Here is a 13,821-nt window from a genome sequence, read left to right as displayed (position 1 = left end):
CCATCGGACCGTGATCCATGGCCGGTCATGCCAATGAACAGGTCCCGAGGCGATCCAAGATCCGCCGGACAGGCCCTAGACGCCGTCGAAGAGCAGGCCGGTGACCCGGTTGTCCCCGCGGGCGGGAATCGTACGGACCGCTCCGGCCGCCATCCCGGGGCGGCCGAGGTCGCGTTCGGCGTGGGCCAGGATCAGGAGCGCCCTCGCCCGCTGCAGGGCCGCCGCTCCGACAGCGGGCGCCGGGTTCGACGGCGGCGAGGCGGGCGAACTCCCGGTGGTGCGCGAGGAGCAGCTGCTTGGCGTCCCGGTCGGGGCCGATCGGGTAGAGGCGGGTGAGGACGCCTGCGTACCAGGTGGCGATGTCGTTCAGGCGGCGGGTGACGTCGCAGGGCGGTCACCGGGCCAGCGTCCCTGGTACGGGAGCGGCGGTGGTGCCCAGCAGTGGGCACATCGGCCGTGGCCCCGCTCATACCCCGCGCCTGTCACTGAGGAGAGCGCTCCCCCGGTGCGCCCCGGTCCCCCGGCGGGCGGCTCGGGACGGGGCGCGCGGGCGAGTGGTCGCCGGAGAGGGGGAGGAGAGGGGCGGCCCGGTGGTACTGCCCCCCGAGCGCGCCTGGGCGCCGGGCCTCGCCCACGCACATCATGTCGGCGCGGGCTGGAAGCGACCCTAGCGACCCCCCGCCCGCGCTCGGGGACGCGGTGGGGATACGGGCGAGCGGGGACGGCCGACCCTTGGCCGTGGTCCGGACCTCCTCCCTGTCGATCCCCGGATGGGCCAGGAGCTGCTGAAGGTCGCCGTGGCAGTGGAGGGGGACCGCCGGGGCGTGGGAGCGGGGCTGGAACCGGCTGTGCACGTACGTGGCGGGGTGCAGGAGTCCGGTGCGGGTCAGGTGGGTGAAGTCGACGTCGCGGACGCCGAGGTGCCGCGCTGCGGAGGTGCGGTCCAGGAGCCGGCCGCGCCCGCGTACGAAGGAGGGGACCATGACCCGCGACACCGGGTGGGGCTACCGCGACGACATCGGCTGGGGAGCCGACCCGGACTGGAACCGGCGCGACACCGGCTGGGACACCACCATGGACCCGGGATGGGGCGCCGCGGACACCACCCGGAACTAGGTGCAGGATGAGCTCGTGCTTCCTCCCCGACTGCTGTGGCGTGATCCACGGCCCATTCCCCGGTTCAATCGGCAGGAGCCGGTGACCCAGATTGTCCGCGATCCCGGCTTCTACGAGCCGAGCAATGAGGAAAGCTGCTCTAGGTTCGGGTACTTCTGCCAGGCCCATGACCGCCCCTACTGGCACGAGTCCTGCGGGGAAGGACCGCATGTCATCGCCCTGCACTGCCAAGAGCACGGGCCCGAGAGCATGTGGCCGCAACCACTGATGCTGATGTTCCCGGAAGGGTTCGACCCCCCGCTGAGCGGCGCGCAGCTGATCTGGGTGCGGGCGGAGGACGACGCTGTTCAGGCTGATCCGAAAGCGACGCCCTAGACCCGTACGCGCGGAGGTCCCGTCCGCAGGAATATTCCTGCGGACGGGAGTTCGCCCGTTCGCGCGCCGCCGGCCACGACTCGGGGGGATCCGTCGACGGCGGCGCCGACGCCGCTTCTGCCCAGGACGCCGCACCCCACACCTCGCCGCGGCGGCTACTTCGGCGGGCCGCTCGACGGAGCCGCCGGCCGGGGGGAGGCCGAGGCGGCCGTCGTCGGGGGGGGGCGGGCGGCGGGCCGGCGGCCACCGCGTCATCTCCCGCCACGCTCGGCACCTCCGCCCGTGGCTCGCCCGGCTCGATCCGGTCCACCACCGGGACGATCGCGTCGTACATGCGGCGGGCCAGCAGCTCATCGGCATGGTCGCGGTAGGTCGCGCCGTGAGCCTCGATGTCGAGCTTGCGCAGGTGCTCCACCAACTGGCCCGGTCAGCGCGACCTCGATCAACCCCCGCCTGCCCTGCTCCCCCAGAGCTTGCGCGGCTTCACGTCCTCGAAGGAGGTGTCATGCGATTGGGGCCGGCCGCCCTCCCGGGTGCGGTCCCACATGTCCTGCATGCTGACGATCCTGAACTGGGCGACCCCGGCCGCCCTGTTCAGCCGTTCCTCGTGCTGGGGCGGGGAATCGGTCCCGCATCCCGACAGGGTTACGGAGGCGGCGAGGACGGCGAGGGCGGCGGCTGTGTTCTCGGCCAGGGTCGTGCAGACCGGGACGCCGTGACGCCGGGCACGTAGGTCAGGTAACGGTTCCGTTCGGGGCCGGGGCAGTCGGGCGGGCAGCCGAGGACCGTACGGCCGGTGCCGGCGTCCAGGCCGAATTTCACGTTGCTGGTCATGCCCGGCAGGGTGCGCAGGTCGCGGGGGATCCAGAACAGAATCGCCGTGGCCGTCGCGCGGGCGTCGGTCTCCCAGTCGACCTGCGCCTCGTACCGGTCCGCCCATACGCTGTCGCGGGACTCCGGGCTCAGGACGGTCAGCGGCTCGGGCCCGGTCCACTGTCCGGCAGGAGCCGCACCGCCTCCGGCCGCCAGGACGGGACCGGCCGCTTGTCGGGGGTGGGCCCGGCGAGGAACACAGACTGACCGCTCGTGGGCAGGGGTTCGCGGGCCATGACCAAGCGGGTGGTGCTCACCGTTCTGTGCGGCGAGGGCGCGGGTGGTCTCGAGTCAAGCCGCTAGATAATCCAGGATTTCCTGAATTCAGGAGTCTGTGTACTGTCGTGGTGTGCTGACTGTTGCCTCCGACATCGAGGTGCTGGCCCGCTTCGGCCGCGCGCTCGCCGACCCGATCCGCTGCCGCATCCTGCTCGCCCTGCGCGATGCCCCCGCCTACCCGGCCGACCTCGCCGACGCCCTCGGCGTCTCACGGACCCGGCTGTCGAACCACCTGGCGTGCCTGCGCGACTGCGGCTTGGTCGTCACCGTCCCGGACGGCCGCCGCACCCGATACGAGCTCGCCGACGAACGCCTCGGCCACGCCCTGGACGACCTGCGCACCGCCGTGGTGGCCGTCGAGACCGACCGCACGTGCACCAACGCCGCGACGGAAGAGTGCTGCTGATGACCGCCGAGACATCCATATCCCTCGGGCCGTCACCGGCCCGCCGCGACGCGCTCGCCAAACGGATACGCCTACTGGTCGCCGCGACCATCACCTACAACGTCATCGAGGCGATCGCCGCCATCACCGCTGGGACGATCGCCTCCTCCACGGCCCTGATCGGCTTCGGTCTCGACTCGATCATCGAGGTCTCCTCCGCAGCCGCGGTCGCCTGGCAGTTCTCCGCCTCCGACCACGCTGTCCGCGAAGCGCGCGAGGAGCGCACCCTGCGGATCATCGCGGTGTCGTTCTTCGCGCTCGCCGGGTACGTCACCGTCGACGCCGTCCGCGCGCTGGCCGGCACCGGGGAAGCCGAGCGGTCGATCCCTGGCATCGTCATCGCCGCCCTGTCGCTCGCGGTGATGCCGTTCCTGTCCGCCGCCCAGCGCAAGGCCGGCCGCGAACTCGGTTCCGCCAGCGCGGTCGCCGACTCCAAGCAGACGCTCCTGTGCACCTATCTGTCCGCCGTGCTGCTGCTCGGCCTGGTCCTCAACGCCACCCTCGGCTGGCCCTGGGCCGACCCCATCGCCGCCCTCGTCATCGCCGCCGTCGCCGTCAAGGAAGGCCGCGACGCCTGGCTCGGCAAAGGCTGCTGCGCAGTCCCCGCCGCCGCGGCCGTGCCGTCAGCCGGTTCCGAGACCGATGCGTGCGGTTGCCGCCCCGGATGCGACTGCTGCAACTGACCGCCCCGATGCTGCCGCACCACCGTCGAAGGGCCTCCTGCCCGGATCATGGCCCGAAGGCCCCACCCCCGACGCGGCCGCGCCGCGTCGCAGGAGACCACCGCGCCCCCACGTCCTCGATCCGCCCCGCCCCGCCGGCCCGGCGGTTGCCCGATCTTGGAGACGGCCAGGGTGCATGGGCCGCCGGTTGGTCCGGTGGAAGGGAGGGGAGCGTCGTGTCGTACGAGTACGAGGCGACAGAGCGACGCGCGGGCCGCTGCGGGGCGGCAGGGGGAGGAGAAGCAGACCGACGCGATCGGTGAGGGGCTCGCCGCCATCGCGTACGCACTGCTTGAGGTCGCCACTGCGATCCGCGAGAACACCGAGGCCCATCGGCGAGGCTGAGGGACCGTTGGAGAAGAAGCCGTGGCAAGGGCACCCCGCCGTCGGTCCGCCGGGCGGCGCCTCTCTTCGGCTTCGTCCGGTTCGCCAGGGCCGGCACCTGTGTGGGCAGGCCTTGACGAAACCGGGTCAGGCGGGCGCGGGTAGTTGGACCGGGTCGACGACGATGTGGATCCCGTGATCCTGTCTTCGAGGACGGTGAAGCGATCCAGGCCGTTGAGTCGGCGGTGGCCCGGATCGGGTTCCACTGGCTCCGGGCGATCAGGCAGATTCCGGGGGCGTGGGTCCCAGGCCCCGGATCACGAAATCAATCGCGGTGGTCAGACGCTTGAGGTCGTGCCCGGCTCGTTCGCGTACCCGTAGGCCGAGAACCGTGGTGAACAACAGTTCAGCGGCGGCGTCGGCGTCGAGGTCCTCGGACAGCTCACCACGATCGCGCCCCTCGGCCAGGGCCGAGCGCAAGGCCTGGCGTGTGACCTCGAATGCGGCCTCGGTCCGCTGCTGGACCTTCTCGTCGGTGGTGCCCAGTTCAGTTGCGGTGTTGACCACGAAGCAGCCGCGACCGGGCTTGCCGTCGGCTGGGCAGGTGACCAGCCACAGCATCCATTCCCGTAGCACTTCCCGGACCGGGCGGTCCGTCGCGTCCAGACGCTGGCGGGCCTCCGTGGACTCGGTGGCCCGGTAGTGGTCGAGCGCGCGAAGGAACAGCGTGTGCTTGTCGGTGAATGTCCGATAGAGGCTGCTGGGTGTGAGCTTCAGCTCGTCACCCAGGTCGCGCACCGAGGTGGCGTGGTAACCGCGTCGCCAGAACAGGTCGGTCGCCGAGGCGACCGCGTTCTTCTCGTCGAACTGTCGGGGGCGTGCCATAGGTTCACCTTACCCAACTTGTGGAGCATTCGCTCCCATACTACTGTCACCATATGGGAGCGAGCGTTCCCGAATTATCGAGGAGGATGCGTTGACGACCGCAGAGCAGACCCCCGCCCAGACGAGGGAACCGGGAACCCTGGACAGAAGTCGCTGGATGGCGGTCTCCGTAGTGACGCTGGGCACCTTCCTGCTGGTGACCGCCGAGCAACTGCCGATCGGTCTGCTGACCTCGGTGGGGTCCGCGCTGTCGGTCTCCGAGGGGACGGCAGGACTGATGGTGACGGTGCCCAGCATCGTCGCCGGGTTCGCCGCACCCCTGGTCCCGATGATCGTCGGGGCGCTGGACCGCCGCATCCTGCTGCTCGGGCTGATGGCCCTGATGACCGTCGCGAACCTGGGCTCCGCCCTGGCGCCGAACTTCGCGGTGCTGGTGGGCTCCCGGGTGCTGGTCGGCATCGCGGTCGGCGGCTTCTGGGCGGTCGCCGCCGGCCTCGCGGTCCGGCTCGTCGCGCCAGCGGACGTGCCGCGTGCCACCGCGGTCATTTTCGGCGGCGTCGGAGCCGCGAACGTGTTCGGTGTCCCGCTCGGCACCCTGGTCGGTGACCTGACCGGCTGGCGCATTGCCTTCTCCTCGCTGAGCACCCTGGCGCTCGTGACCCTGATCGCCCTGCTGGCGGTACTGCCGCGGCTGGTCGCCTCCCAGGCCATCCGGCCCAAACTGCTGATGCAGCAGCTCCGCAACCCAGGCGTGCGCGTCGGCATCATCGCGACGGTGCTCCTCGTGTTCGGACACTTCGCCGCTTACACGTTCGTGAGCCCGGCGCTGCAGAAGCTGTCGGGGATCGACGAGCGCTATGTCGGTCCGCTGCTGTTCGGGTTCGGCGCGGCCGGCATGATCGGCAACTTCGTCGCCGGTGCGGCGCTCTCCCGCCGAGTGCACCGCAGCGTGCTGACCATCGCCGTAGCCATGACGGCCGCGATGCCCCTTTTCCTCCTGCTGGGCCGGACCGCGATCGGGGGCGCCATCCTGCTGATCGTCTGGGGTCTGGCTTTCGGCGGTGTGTCCGTGGGCCTCCAGACTTGGATGATCAAGGCCGCTCCGCAGGCCGTGGAAGCGGCCTCCTCGCTGTGGGTGGCGGTGTTCAACCTGTCCATCGGCTGCGGCGCGCTGGCCGGCGGCGTCATCGTCGACACGCTCACGCTCCAAGGCGCGCTCTGGCTCGGCGGCGCCTGCGCCCTGCTCGCCGCCCTGGCGATCTGGACCGCGCGCACCAACGACGCCATGCGCTGACCGAATTAGAGGCAGCGGCCGGTGTGCGGACGGCGGGACTGTTCGTCACCGGCATCACCCGGCAGGACGACTTCGCCGGACTGCCCGTGGAGTATTTCCCGGGCAAACCACACCTCGCGGAGTCGTTCGTCGAGGTGTCCGCCCTCGTCGTCCCTGACTGGATGATCGGGATCGAGGCGATCGGTCTCATTCACCGAGGTACGACCCCGGTCACGCATCGGGCAGGAGGAGCCAGACTTCGGAGAAGGCGAGACCGTGCTCCCGGGTCGTCCTCCCGCATGGGCAGCCAAGTGAGATCTGGCGCCAGTCGCAGGTCACCGTCCACGGGCCGGTCGCGCCTCCGCACGCAGGGCAGTCGAAGGTGCGGGCCGTCCACACTCCGGAGGCGGGTCTGTCGTAGTGGCGGAATCGGCCCGCGTACCGGATGCGCCAGGGCTCGACCGGCGGCGTGAGCGGGTCGCTCCCGGCCCCGCTCGCCGAAGCCAGAGCGGCGAACAGAGTGATCAGATCGGGGAGCAGCACCTCGCCCGCCTCCGTCGGCGGGGTCGCCGGACCGTCCGGTGCGGCCGCCTGAGTGCCGTAGCTCGGGGCTGCGGCTGCGGGCGGCGGGTTCGGTACGCCGTGCCAGGGCAGGAAGGCCCGGGCGACGGCGGCCAGGAGAGCGGCCGCGGGTGGGCTGACAGCACCTGAGTCCAAGTGGTGAACGACGGTCCGCAGGATGCGCTGGAGGCGCCGGTCCCGGTCCATGGCCACCACCCGTGGGGCGGCTGTCCGCCGGGACGGAAGCGGGGCCGCGAGGCGGGCCAGAACCCGCGCTGCTGCTTCACGGTCCGCCGCCGCAGGGCGCCACTCCCCTACGGCCAGGAGCTGTCGCGCCCGCCCCGCCTCGCGGGTCAGGGCGCGCGTCATCAACGGTGGCGGATCGCAGGCCGTCCCTGGCCTCTGGTGCCCACTCTTCATGCACCCCTCCCCCGTTCGCTGCTGCGGCGTAGCCCGCTGTCCCAGAAACTGGTGGACACCCCGTCACACCAGCGGGTTGTCGCATCCATTGTGGTCAGCGGTGGCTCGGCCGCTCTGCGTAGCCTTCCGGTGTGAGAAAGGAATGGCTGTTCACCACTCTCGGTGCGGTGGCCCATGCTGGTCCTCGGGCCGTGCAGTGCTACCCGGCTGTTGGTGCCGCTTGGCGGGCGAGGGGTGCCAGGCGGTGGTGCGGTTGCCTTGGCGGGCGGCAAGCACGGCTTCGACGCTGGGGTAGACGGGCAGGAAGGTGTCCATCCCGGTGACGCTGAGCAGGCGGCTCAGCCGGTCGGGGATGGCCGACAGGGTCAGGGAGCCGTCGGCGTCCTTGGCGCAGCGCCATATACCGACGAGGGCGCCCAGGCCGGAGGAGTCGCAGAACGTGACACTTGAAAGGTCGGCGACCAGGTGGGGGTGGCCGACCGCGATCAGGTCCAGGGCGCGGGCACGCACGGCGGGCGCGGCGTTGATGTCGAATTCACCGGACAGCGCGATCACGGCCAGGGAGCCGTCGGTGAGCGGGACGTCGATGTGGAGTGCGGCGGTCATGGTCGTCGGTTCTCCTGCCCGACGGAGACGTCGGCGGTCGGGGCGGCGGCGCTGTGAACGGTGGTGGTGATGCCGGCGGGAGCGGCATCGGGGGTGGGGACGGACAGAGCCAGCAGTGCCACGTCGTCGCGTTCGGTGTCGGGGAGGGTGTCCAGGAGCGCGACGGTGTCGTCGATCAGGAAGCCGGCCCTGACCGGCGCCTGCCGCTGAGCGAGGAAGTCGGTCAGGCCCGTGTCGGCGAGCATGCGGCCATCGGCGGTGCGGGCCTCGGTCAGCCCGTCGGTGTAGAGCAGCAAGCCCTGGCCGGGCGCCAGGTGCAGGGTGCGTGAGGCGAAGGTGGCTTCGGCGATGGCGCCGACCAGCATGCCGCCGTTGGCGCGGGCCGCCTCCACCCGTACACCGCCGTCCTCGGTGGGGCTGAGGTGGTAGGCGGGCGGGTGGCCGCCGGTGGCCAGCGTAACTGTGAAGCCGCCGTCCCGGGCGGGATCGAGCAGGCCGAAGATTGCGGTGCAGAAGCGGGTGCCGACCGCCGCGTCCAGCAGCAGCGCCGTGTTCAGGGCCTTCAGTGCGGCCGTGGGATCGGCGTCGACGAGGGCCGCGGCCCGCAGCGTGTAGCGGGTCAGTGAGGTGACCGAGGCGGCTTCGGCGCCCTTGCCGCAGACATCGCCCAGGAAGAACGCCCACCGGTCCCCGCCGATGGGGAAGACGTCGTAGAAATCGCCACCCACTTCCTGCGGGGAGGCGGTCTTGTAGTGGCAGGCCAGCTCCAGCCCAGGCACCGCGGGCAGCACGGGAGGCACCAGAGTGCGCTGCAGCGTGGAGGCGAACGCGGCGATGGCCGCTCTGTCCCGCTCAGCCCGCTGCCGAGCCTCTTCCTCCGCCTGGCGCTTCTCCTGCTCAACCTTGCGGCGCTCCTGCTCGGCGCGCACCACGTGCAACGCCGACAGCCGCAGCTCCAACTGGTCACGTACCACCGCGGCCAGGTCCGCGAGCGTGGCGGAGTCCGCCTCGCTGATCTCGCGGGGGCGGGTGTCGAGGACGTTGACGGTGCCCAGGCGGTACCCGTCGGCGGTGATGATCGGAGCGGCGGCGTAGAACCGCACCCCCATCGGGCCGGCGACCAGCGGGTTGGAGCAGGCGACCGGGTCGAGCAGGGTGTCAGGGATGACGGTGGTGTCATCGGTCAGGACCGCCGAGGCGCACAGGCCCGGGTCGCGGCCGATCTCAGTGACGCCTTCCAGCCCGTGCGTGGCCTTGAACCAGATCCGGTCCTCATCCACGATGGTCACCGTCGCCACCGGCACCTCGAACAGGCGAGCGGCCAGCGCCGCGACCCGGTCGTAGGCGCCGTCCGGAGGGGTGTCAAGAATGTCGTAACGGCGCACCGCCGCCATCCGCGCCGCCTCGGCCGACGCGGCCAGAGGTTCCTTCGGTGCTATCGCAGGCGGGCTCGCTTGCTCCGGCATGACCCTCGTCTCGCTCATCCCCCCCAGGAAGACGCCGACCGGACAGCCAGCACCCTGGAACCCTACCGAACGCCCCAGCGCTCAGAAGGCGCTGCCGAGCGGCCAGCTCAGAAGCATGCGGAAAAAGCCGTGCCACACTGACGTACGCGCGCTCGCGGTCAGCAAACGTGACAGTGCCCACGCACCCCCCACGATGTCGTCCACTCCCGGTCGGTGGGCTCCACTCGGTGGAGAGGGTGCCGGACACCGTCGGTGCGCACCACGGCATCGGGTGCGCGGCGTCGGGTCCACTCAGTGGCCGGCCTCCCGGCTGCGGTGCGGTCTCGTCACCGACCTGTCGGCGGCCGTCTCCACCCACCCGTACTGGAACGCGTTGGAGGTGGGACCGGCGCGGGTCGCGGCCCGCATGGAGCTGAAGCACCTGCCCGAGGTCCAGGCCGTCGAGGGCCAGGCCGGTGCCGAGGCCCGGGTCGTTGTGGCGGAGGCGGCGCAGGGCGGTGGGCGACGTCGGGCTGGAGAGAGCCGGCCGTCTCGAACAGCACCGGACGGTCGTGGCGTGGCTGCGGTGGGCCCTTACGCAGGAGGAGCGCACTATCCCGGAGCTGGAGCGGCAGGCCGAGGACGAGCGGCGCCGGCGGGAGACAGCCCGCCGCGAACGCTCCTGGACCGTCACCGCCTCCCGCGCCGCCGAGGGGCACCCGTACTGCACCGGGGCAACTGCGCTCTCGCCCGCCACGGCTTCGGGGACCTTCTCGACGCCGAAGGCGTACGGGCGGCGACCGAGGAGTACCCCGGCCTGGAGATGTGCCAGATCTGCCCCCCCCGTGGGGCAGCCTCGGCACCGACCAGCCACCCACCCGGCCAGAGCCGGACACGATCGCATTCCCATGACCCGGCACGGTGACGCGACGTCACAGAGGGGACTTCAGGACCCCTGCTCGAACTGCCGCGCGGGCAGGCCGGTCCCGTCCGGAATCTGCCTGGGCCCGTAGTCCGCCGGCCGCCGGGCCCCGGCCCGCGCACGGCGGTGATGGTGTTCGCGGTCGTGGTGGTCACGCTGAAGTCCTCTGTCTGTCGCGTCGCCGGGGCCGCTCTCTTCTGCTGGGGCCGTGCCGGCGGACACGCAAGGCGGGTTCACCCTTGCGGGTGTTCTCGGGCCCGGCCGCAGAGGGCTTTTTCATGCCCGGGGTCAGTTCTGCAGGACGGTGTAGACGAGGGCGAGGACGGTGGTGGCGGTGACCATGGAGGTGCCCAGGGCGGGGTTCAGGTAGGCGATCCGCCCGATGGCAATGCCGGCGACGGCGAGCAGGGCGAGAACGACGAGCACGTACATGTGGGCCTCCGGGAAAATGGGCACGCCGGGGGAGGGCAACTCCCGTTGCATGGCGGTGGATTGCCTCTACAGTGACGTGTCTTGCCTGGTGTGGGCGACTGGCCCATCAGGTGCTTTTTTCGGTGCTGGAGGGCACCGGATGGTGGTGGGAGGGGGCACACATGACGCAGGCTGACACCCCGGAGGGACAGCCGGCTCGCTTGAGCAGGGTGAAAGCGCCGAGCCTGTCGCGGGACGAAAAGGACGAGAAGAGGGCCGACTTCGGGGTAAAGCTCGGGACACTGCTCTCATCCACCGGGCTCAGCTCGCGCGGTTTCGCCCGGATCTACGACCCGGTCTACAACGACTCCACCATCCGTAAATACGTCGGGGGGACCAGCCTGCCCCCCTGGAACTTTCTGCGGGACCTGCGCGAACAGGTCGCGCTGCGGGCCGGCGACAACGTGGACGCCATGGAGCTGTCGGCGGTCCTGTTCACCGAATATCGCAAGGTGCTGGTGGAGGTGGGCGCCGAGCTCACCGGCAGCGACCAGAACTCCCTGCTGCTGCGGCTGCTCGAAGGAGAGCCACGGCTCGCCGAAGTCACCGAGAAGCTGGCCGAGGTCACGGCACAGCGGGACCGGTTACGTGCCGAGGTCGACCGCCTGCGCAGTTCCGGCCAGAGCGGTGCACGGGTGAACCGTCTGCGCGCGGAAGCGGACAAGCTCTCCCACCAGAGTGCCCGGCTGGCGCGCCAGCGCGGTGAGCTGGAGGGCGACATGGACCGCTGCCGGGCCCTACTGCATCTGATGGAGCAGCACAGCGAGGGCCCCGGGGCTGCGGATATGCCCGCTGGTCCACCCCCGCACCGGCCGCCCGCGGATCCGGTGGCCCCCCGCGCCAGGCGCTCGCGCCGGTGGCGCTTGCTCGGCGCAGCGGCCACGGTCCTGGTCCTGGTCGGCTCCGGGGTGGCCATCGGGATCTGGGCGGCCCGCGAGGACGCCCCGCCGGCCGCCGGAGCGCAGGGGCCCACCTCCAGCAGCCCGTCGGCTTCCCGGCCCACTCCGCAGGAGACCAGCCCGCCCTCCAGCGCCCCCACCACCCCGCCTGCGACACCCGCCTCGACCGCCCCCGAGCCCGCTCCGGAGGACGGCGACGACACACGCCGCGCGCTGGACAAGCACCTCATCGGCGTCTACGAGATCACCGTCAGCGACGGAAACGCCCTCGACATCGACGCCCAGACACTCAACGCGCCCAGGCCGCAGGACAACGAATTCGTCTTCTACGACGACCCCCTGCACGGCCCGAGCATCATCAACATGAACATGACCACCGAAAGACCGAACCCGAACATCAAACTGGGGCTGATCGACAGCAAAGACGTCCCGCAATGCGCCAAACGGACCCGCCTCACGCCCGAAGCGGGCTCCATCGGCCTCACCGGAGGCGACCCCGACACCCACGCATGCATCTTCACCAGCGGAAAAAGGTGGGCCCTCGTCCAGGCATTCACCGAAAAAGCCCAACCGGGCACCGCCAGCGAAGTCACCTTCCGTATCGGGTTCGTGAAGTAATCCATCAAAAGGGACGGGCCCCGAAGCGGCATCCCCCACCCTGCAACCCGAGGCGGCTCGGGCAAGCCGCAAACACCCGGAAGCGTCCACCACAGAACTGCGGATCCCCGCGCGGAACCCCCGCGCAAGAGGTGAAGACTCCCCCGGCACACCACACCGCCAAGGCCCCGCCCCAGGAACACTCCTGCGGGCGGGGCCTTGCCGTACGCGCGCCGCCGGTTACGACACCGGGGGATACGTCGACGGCGGCGCCGACGCCGCTCCTGCCCACGAAGCCGCACCTCACACCGCGCGCCACCGGGCAGGACCGGCAGGAGCGTTTCTCCGGTGAAACCGATCGCCCGGGCAGCCGACCTGCGGCCGATTCGCCTACGCCGGCACCGCCCGGCCGCTATGCCTGTCCTTCTTGATCACGAACATGACGCATGCTCTGGCCGCGCGCTCCTCGCCGCCCCGCCGGCCGCCGCCGACGGACCCACCGGTCCCACGCCGCCGGCCGAGTTCACCTCCGACTGGCACGATCCGGTCACCGCCGCCCCGCCCGTCACCACCCCCGGCACCCGCAGCTGCCGGGTGACCCGCGCCCCCGAGTAGTAGACCCCGCCGGCACACCCGCGGAGTTCACATGGGAGAGGGATTCATGCGCTTCACGAGGACATTCAAATCCCTGGTCACCGCACTCGCGGTCGCCGCGGGCACGCTCGCCGCTTCGGCCGGCCCCGGGGCTGCGGCACCTCCGCCACCGGGACGGCTCGCTGCTGTCGAGATCGTCAGGGTGAGCGGGAAGGCCGACGACTTCACGGACAGGTCGGCCATCTGCCCCGGCTGGAAGGTCGCCTCGCCGGCGGCGCCGAGGTCAGCATGGGCAGTCCGCCGGGAAGTCACCCCGGCGCTCGGTGCGCCCCGCTCACCCCGGCGAGCAGCTCGGACGGAGCGTGCGGGCGGGGTGGCCGCCAGGGAGCGAGAGGCGGGACCGGCCCGGCGGTACTGCCCCCAGAACACCGTCTGGGCGCCGGGCCTCGCCCGCGCCTGCCATCTCGACGCGGGCCGGCAGCGAATCCCGCCCCGGGGTGCGGTGGGGATGTAGGCGAGCGGAGACGGCCGGCCCTTCGGCGTCGTACGGATCTCCTCCCAATCGATGCCGGGGTGGGTGAGGAGCTGCTGAAGGTCGCCGTACCGGTAGAGGGGGACCGCCGGGGCGTGGGAGTGGGGCTGGAACCGGCTGTGCACGTGGACGGCGGGGTGCAGGAGCCCGGCGGGTCAGGTGGCTGAAGTCGGTGCCACGGATGCCGAGGTGGCGGGCGGCGGAGGTGCGGTGCAGGAGGCGGTCGTCGCGGCGGGCCTGGTCGAGCGTGGCGCGGTCGGTGAAGCGCTCCAGAGCCAGACCGTCGTAAAGGAGGTGGAAAGTACGGGATTCCGCACATCGACATCCCCCTCACCCCGGACCCTCTCTTCGTCGCCGCGCTGAGGAGCACCATCCACGGATCGGCGCGGACTTCCGCTGCAGCCCGTGCGAGGGGCACGGGCACCCGGACGGCGCACAAAGGAAGAGGACAGCAGCCGGCCCGCAAGACCGGGGCGACGGCT

General features: G+C 71.4%; 14 protein-coding genes and 1 pseudogene. 8 read left to right on the top strand and 7 right to left on the bottom strand.

Going from position 1 to position 13,821, the window contains the following annotated elements; translation table 11 throughout:
- Positions 1 to 482: 482 nt before the first annotated feature.
- Positions 483 to 983 carry a hypothetical protein gene (locus ABTY40_RS20340; protein WP_352060793.1) on the bottom strand — a complete coding sequence of 167 codons (501 nt, stop codon included), beginning with the start codon at positions 981 to 983 and terminating at the stop codon, positions 483 to 485.
- On the opposite strand from ABTY40_RS20340, the gene ABTY40_RS20335 reads away from it, so the two are divergent.
- Positions 982 to 1,116: a hypothetical protein gene (locus ABTY40_RS20335; protein WP_352060792.1), complete on the top strand. Its 135-nt coding sequence runs from the start codon at positions 982 to 984 to the stop codon at positions 1,114 to 1,116. The genes ABTY40_RS20340 and ABTY40_RS20335 overlap by 2 nt on opposite strands.
- A gap of 81 nt (positions 1,117 to 1,197) precedes the next feature.
- Positions 1,198 to 1,491, top strand: coding sequence for a hypothetical protein (locus ABTY40_RS20330; RefSeq protein ID WP_352060791.1), 294 nt, complete (start codon positions 1,198 to 1,200; stop codon positions 1,489 to 1,491).
- A 645-nt stretch (positions 1,492 to 2,136) separates the two neighbouring features.
- Here ABTY40_RS20330 and ABTY40_RS20325 read toward each other — a convergent pair.
- Complete coding sequence (locus ABTY40_RS20325) at positions 2,137 to 2,457, bottom strand: nucleoside 2-deoxyribosyltransferase domain-containing protein (protein ID WP_352060859.1); 321 nt, start codon at positions 2,455 to 2,457, stop codon at positions 2,137 to 2,139.
- A 256-nt stretch (positions 2,458 to 2,713) separates the two neighbouring features.
- Here ABTY40_RS20325 and ABTY40_RS20320 point away from each other — a divergent pair, with 256 nt between their 5' ends.
- A complete protein-coding gene (locus tag ABTY40_RS20320) occupies positions 2,714 to 3,049 on the top strand; it encodes an ArsR/SmtB family transcription factor (RefSeq protein WP_352060790.1) in 336 nt (111 codons plus the stop codon).
- Positions 3,049 to 3,771: a cation efflux transmembrane domain-containing protein gene (locus ABTY40_RS20315; RefSeq protein WP_352060789.1), complete on the top strand. Its 723-nt coding sequence runs from the start codon at positions 3,049 to 3,051 to the stop codon at positions 3,769 to 3,771. The genes ABTY40_RS20320 and ABTY40_RS20315 overlap by 1 nt, the downstream gene beginning before the upstream one ends.
- Positions 3,772 to 4,413: 642 nt before the next feature.
- Here the strand turns inward: ABTY40_RS20315 and ABTY40_RS20310 are convergent.
- On the bottom strand, positions 4,414 to 5,019 hold the full coding sequence (locus ABTY40_RS20310) for a TetR/AcrR family transcriptional regulator (protein WP_352060788.1): 606 nt from the start codon (positions 5,017 to 5,019) through the stop codon (positions 4,414 to 4,416).
- Between the two features lie 91 nt (positions 5,020 to 5,110).
- On the opposite strand from ABTY40_RS20310, the gene ABTY40_RS20305 reads away from it, so the two are divergent.
- Positions 5,111 to 6,313, top strand: coding sequence for an MFS transporter (locus ABTY40_RS20305; protein ID WP_352060787.1), 1,203 nt, complete (start codon positions 5,111 to 5,113; stop codon positions 6,311 to 6,313).
- A gap of 210 nt (positions 6,314 to 6,523) precedes the next feature.
- Here ABTY40_RS20305 and ABTY40_RS20300 read toward each other — a convergent pair whose 3' ends face one another.
- From ABTY40_RS20300 to ABTY40_RS20290, 3 genes are all read right to left on the bottom strand, one after another.
- Complete coding sequence (locus ABTY40_RS20300; protein ID WP_352060786.1) at positions 6,524 to 7,060, bottom strand: hypothetical protein; 537 nt, start codon at positions 7,058 to 7,060, stop codon at positions 6,524 to 6,526.
- A gap of 363 nt (positions 7,061 to 7,423) precedes the next feature.
- The gene (locus ABTY40_RS20295; RefSeq protein ID WP_352060785.1) at positions 7,424 to 7,879 is read right to left on the bottom strand and encodes an STAS domain-containing protein; all 456 of its coding nucleotides are present in this window, start codon (positions 7,877 to 7,879) and stop codon (positions 7,424 to 7,426) included.
- On the bottom strand, positions 7,876 to 9,363 hold the full coding sequence (locus ABTY40_RS20290; protein WP_352060784.1) for a PP2C family protein-serine/threonine phosphatase: 1,488 nt from the start codon (positions 9,361 to 9,363) through the stop codon (positions 7,876 to 7,878). Before ABTY40_RS20290 ends, ABTY40_RS20295 begins: the two co-directional genes overlap by 4 nt.
- Between ABTY40_RS20290 and ABTY40_RS30910 the strand changes: the two genes are divergently transcribed.
- Positions 9,344 to 10,249: a DUF8825 domain-containing protein gene (locus ABTY40_RS30910; protein ID WP_502990629.1), complete on the top strand. Its 906-nt coding sequence runs from the start codon at positions 9,344 to 9,346 to the stop codon at positions 10,247 to 10,249. The genes ABTY40_RS20290 and ABTY40_RS30910 overlap by 20 nt on opposite strands.
- A gap of 285 nt (positions 10,250 to 10,534) precedes the next feature.
- On the opposite strand, the gene ABTY40_RS20285 is transcribed toward ABTY40_RS30910, so the two are convergent.
- A complete protein-coding gene (locus tag ABTY40_RS20285; protein WP_352060783.1) occupies positions 10,535 to 10,702 on the bottom strand; it encodes a hypothetical protein in 168 nt (55 codons plus the stop codon).
- A 137-nt stretch (positions 10,703 to 10,839) separates the two neighbouring features.
- Here ABTY40_RS20285 and ABTY40_RS20280 point away from each other — a divergent pair, with 137 nt between their 5' ends.
- A complete protein-coding gene (locus ABTY40_RS20280) occupies positions 10,840 to 12,234 on the top strand; it encodes a hypothetical protein (RefSeq protein WP_352060782.1) in 1,395 nt (464 codons plus the stop codon).
- Between the two features lie 393 nt (positions 12,235 to 12,627).
- Positions 12,628 to 12,819: pseudogene (locus tag ABTY40_RS20275) on the top strand (peptide-N4-asparagine amidase); the annotation flags it as partial.
- Positions 12,820 to 13,821: the final 1,002 nt, after the last annotated feature.

Source organism: Streptomyces sp. NPDC126503 (assembly GCF_040302405.1).
Classification (GTDB): domain Bacteria; phylum Actinomycetota; class Actinomycetes; order Streptomycetales; family Streptomycetaceae; genus Streptomyces; species Streptomyces gulbargensis.
The sequence above is the reverse complement of the archived record's forward strand: the minus strand, read 5'-3'. Positions and strand labels throughout refer to the sequence as shown.

Coding starts and splice junctions, on each gene's coding strand:
- ABTY40_RS20280 (WP_352060782.1), top strand. CDS start 10,840: ATGACGCAGGCTGACACCCCGGAGGGACAGCCGGCTCGCTTGAGCAGG.
- ABTY40_RS20340 (WP_352060793.1), bottom strand. CDS start 983: ATGGTCCCCTCCTTCGTACGCGGGCGCGGCCGGCTCCTGGACCGCACC.
- ABTY40_RS20315 (WP_352060789.1), top strand. CDS start 3,049: ATGACCGCCGAGACATCCATATCCCTCGGGCCGTCACCGGCCCGCCGC.
- ABTY40_RS20300 (WP_352060786.1), bottom strand. CDS start 7,060: ATGGACCGGGACCGGCGCCTCCAGCGCATCCTGCGGACCGTCGTTCAC.
- ABTY40_RS20295 (WP_352060785.1), bottom strand. CDS start 7,879: ATGACCGCCGCACTCCACATCGACGTCCCGCTCACCGACGGCTCCCTG.
- ABTY40_RS20310 (WP_352060788.1), bottom strand. CDS start 5,019: ATGGCACGCCCCCGACAGTTCGACGAGAAGAACGCGGTCGCCTCGGCG.
- ABTY40_RS30910 (WP_502990629.1), top strand. CDS start 9,344: ATGACCCTCGTCTCGCTCATCCCCCCCAGGAAGACGCCGACCGGACAG.
- ABTY40_RS20335 (WP_352060792.1), top strand. CDS start 982: ATGACCCGCGACACCGGGTGGGGCTACCGCGACGACATCGGCTGGGGA.
- ABTY40_RS20290 (WP_352060784.1), bottom strand. CDS start 9,363: ATGAGCGAGACGAGGGTCATGCCGGAGCAAGCGAGCCCGCCTGCGATA.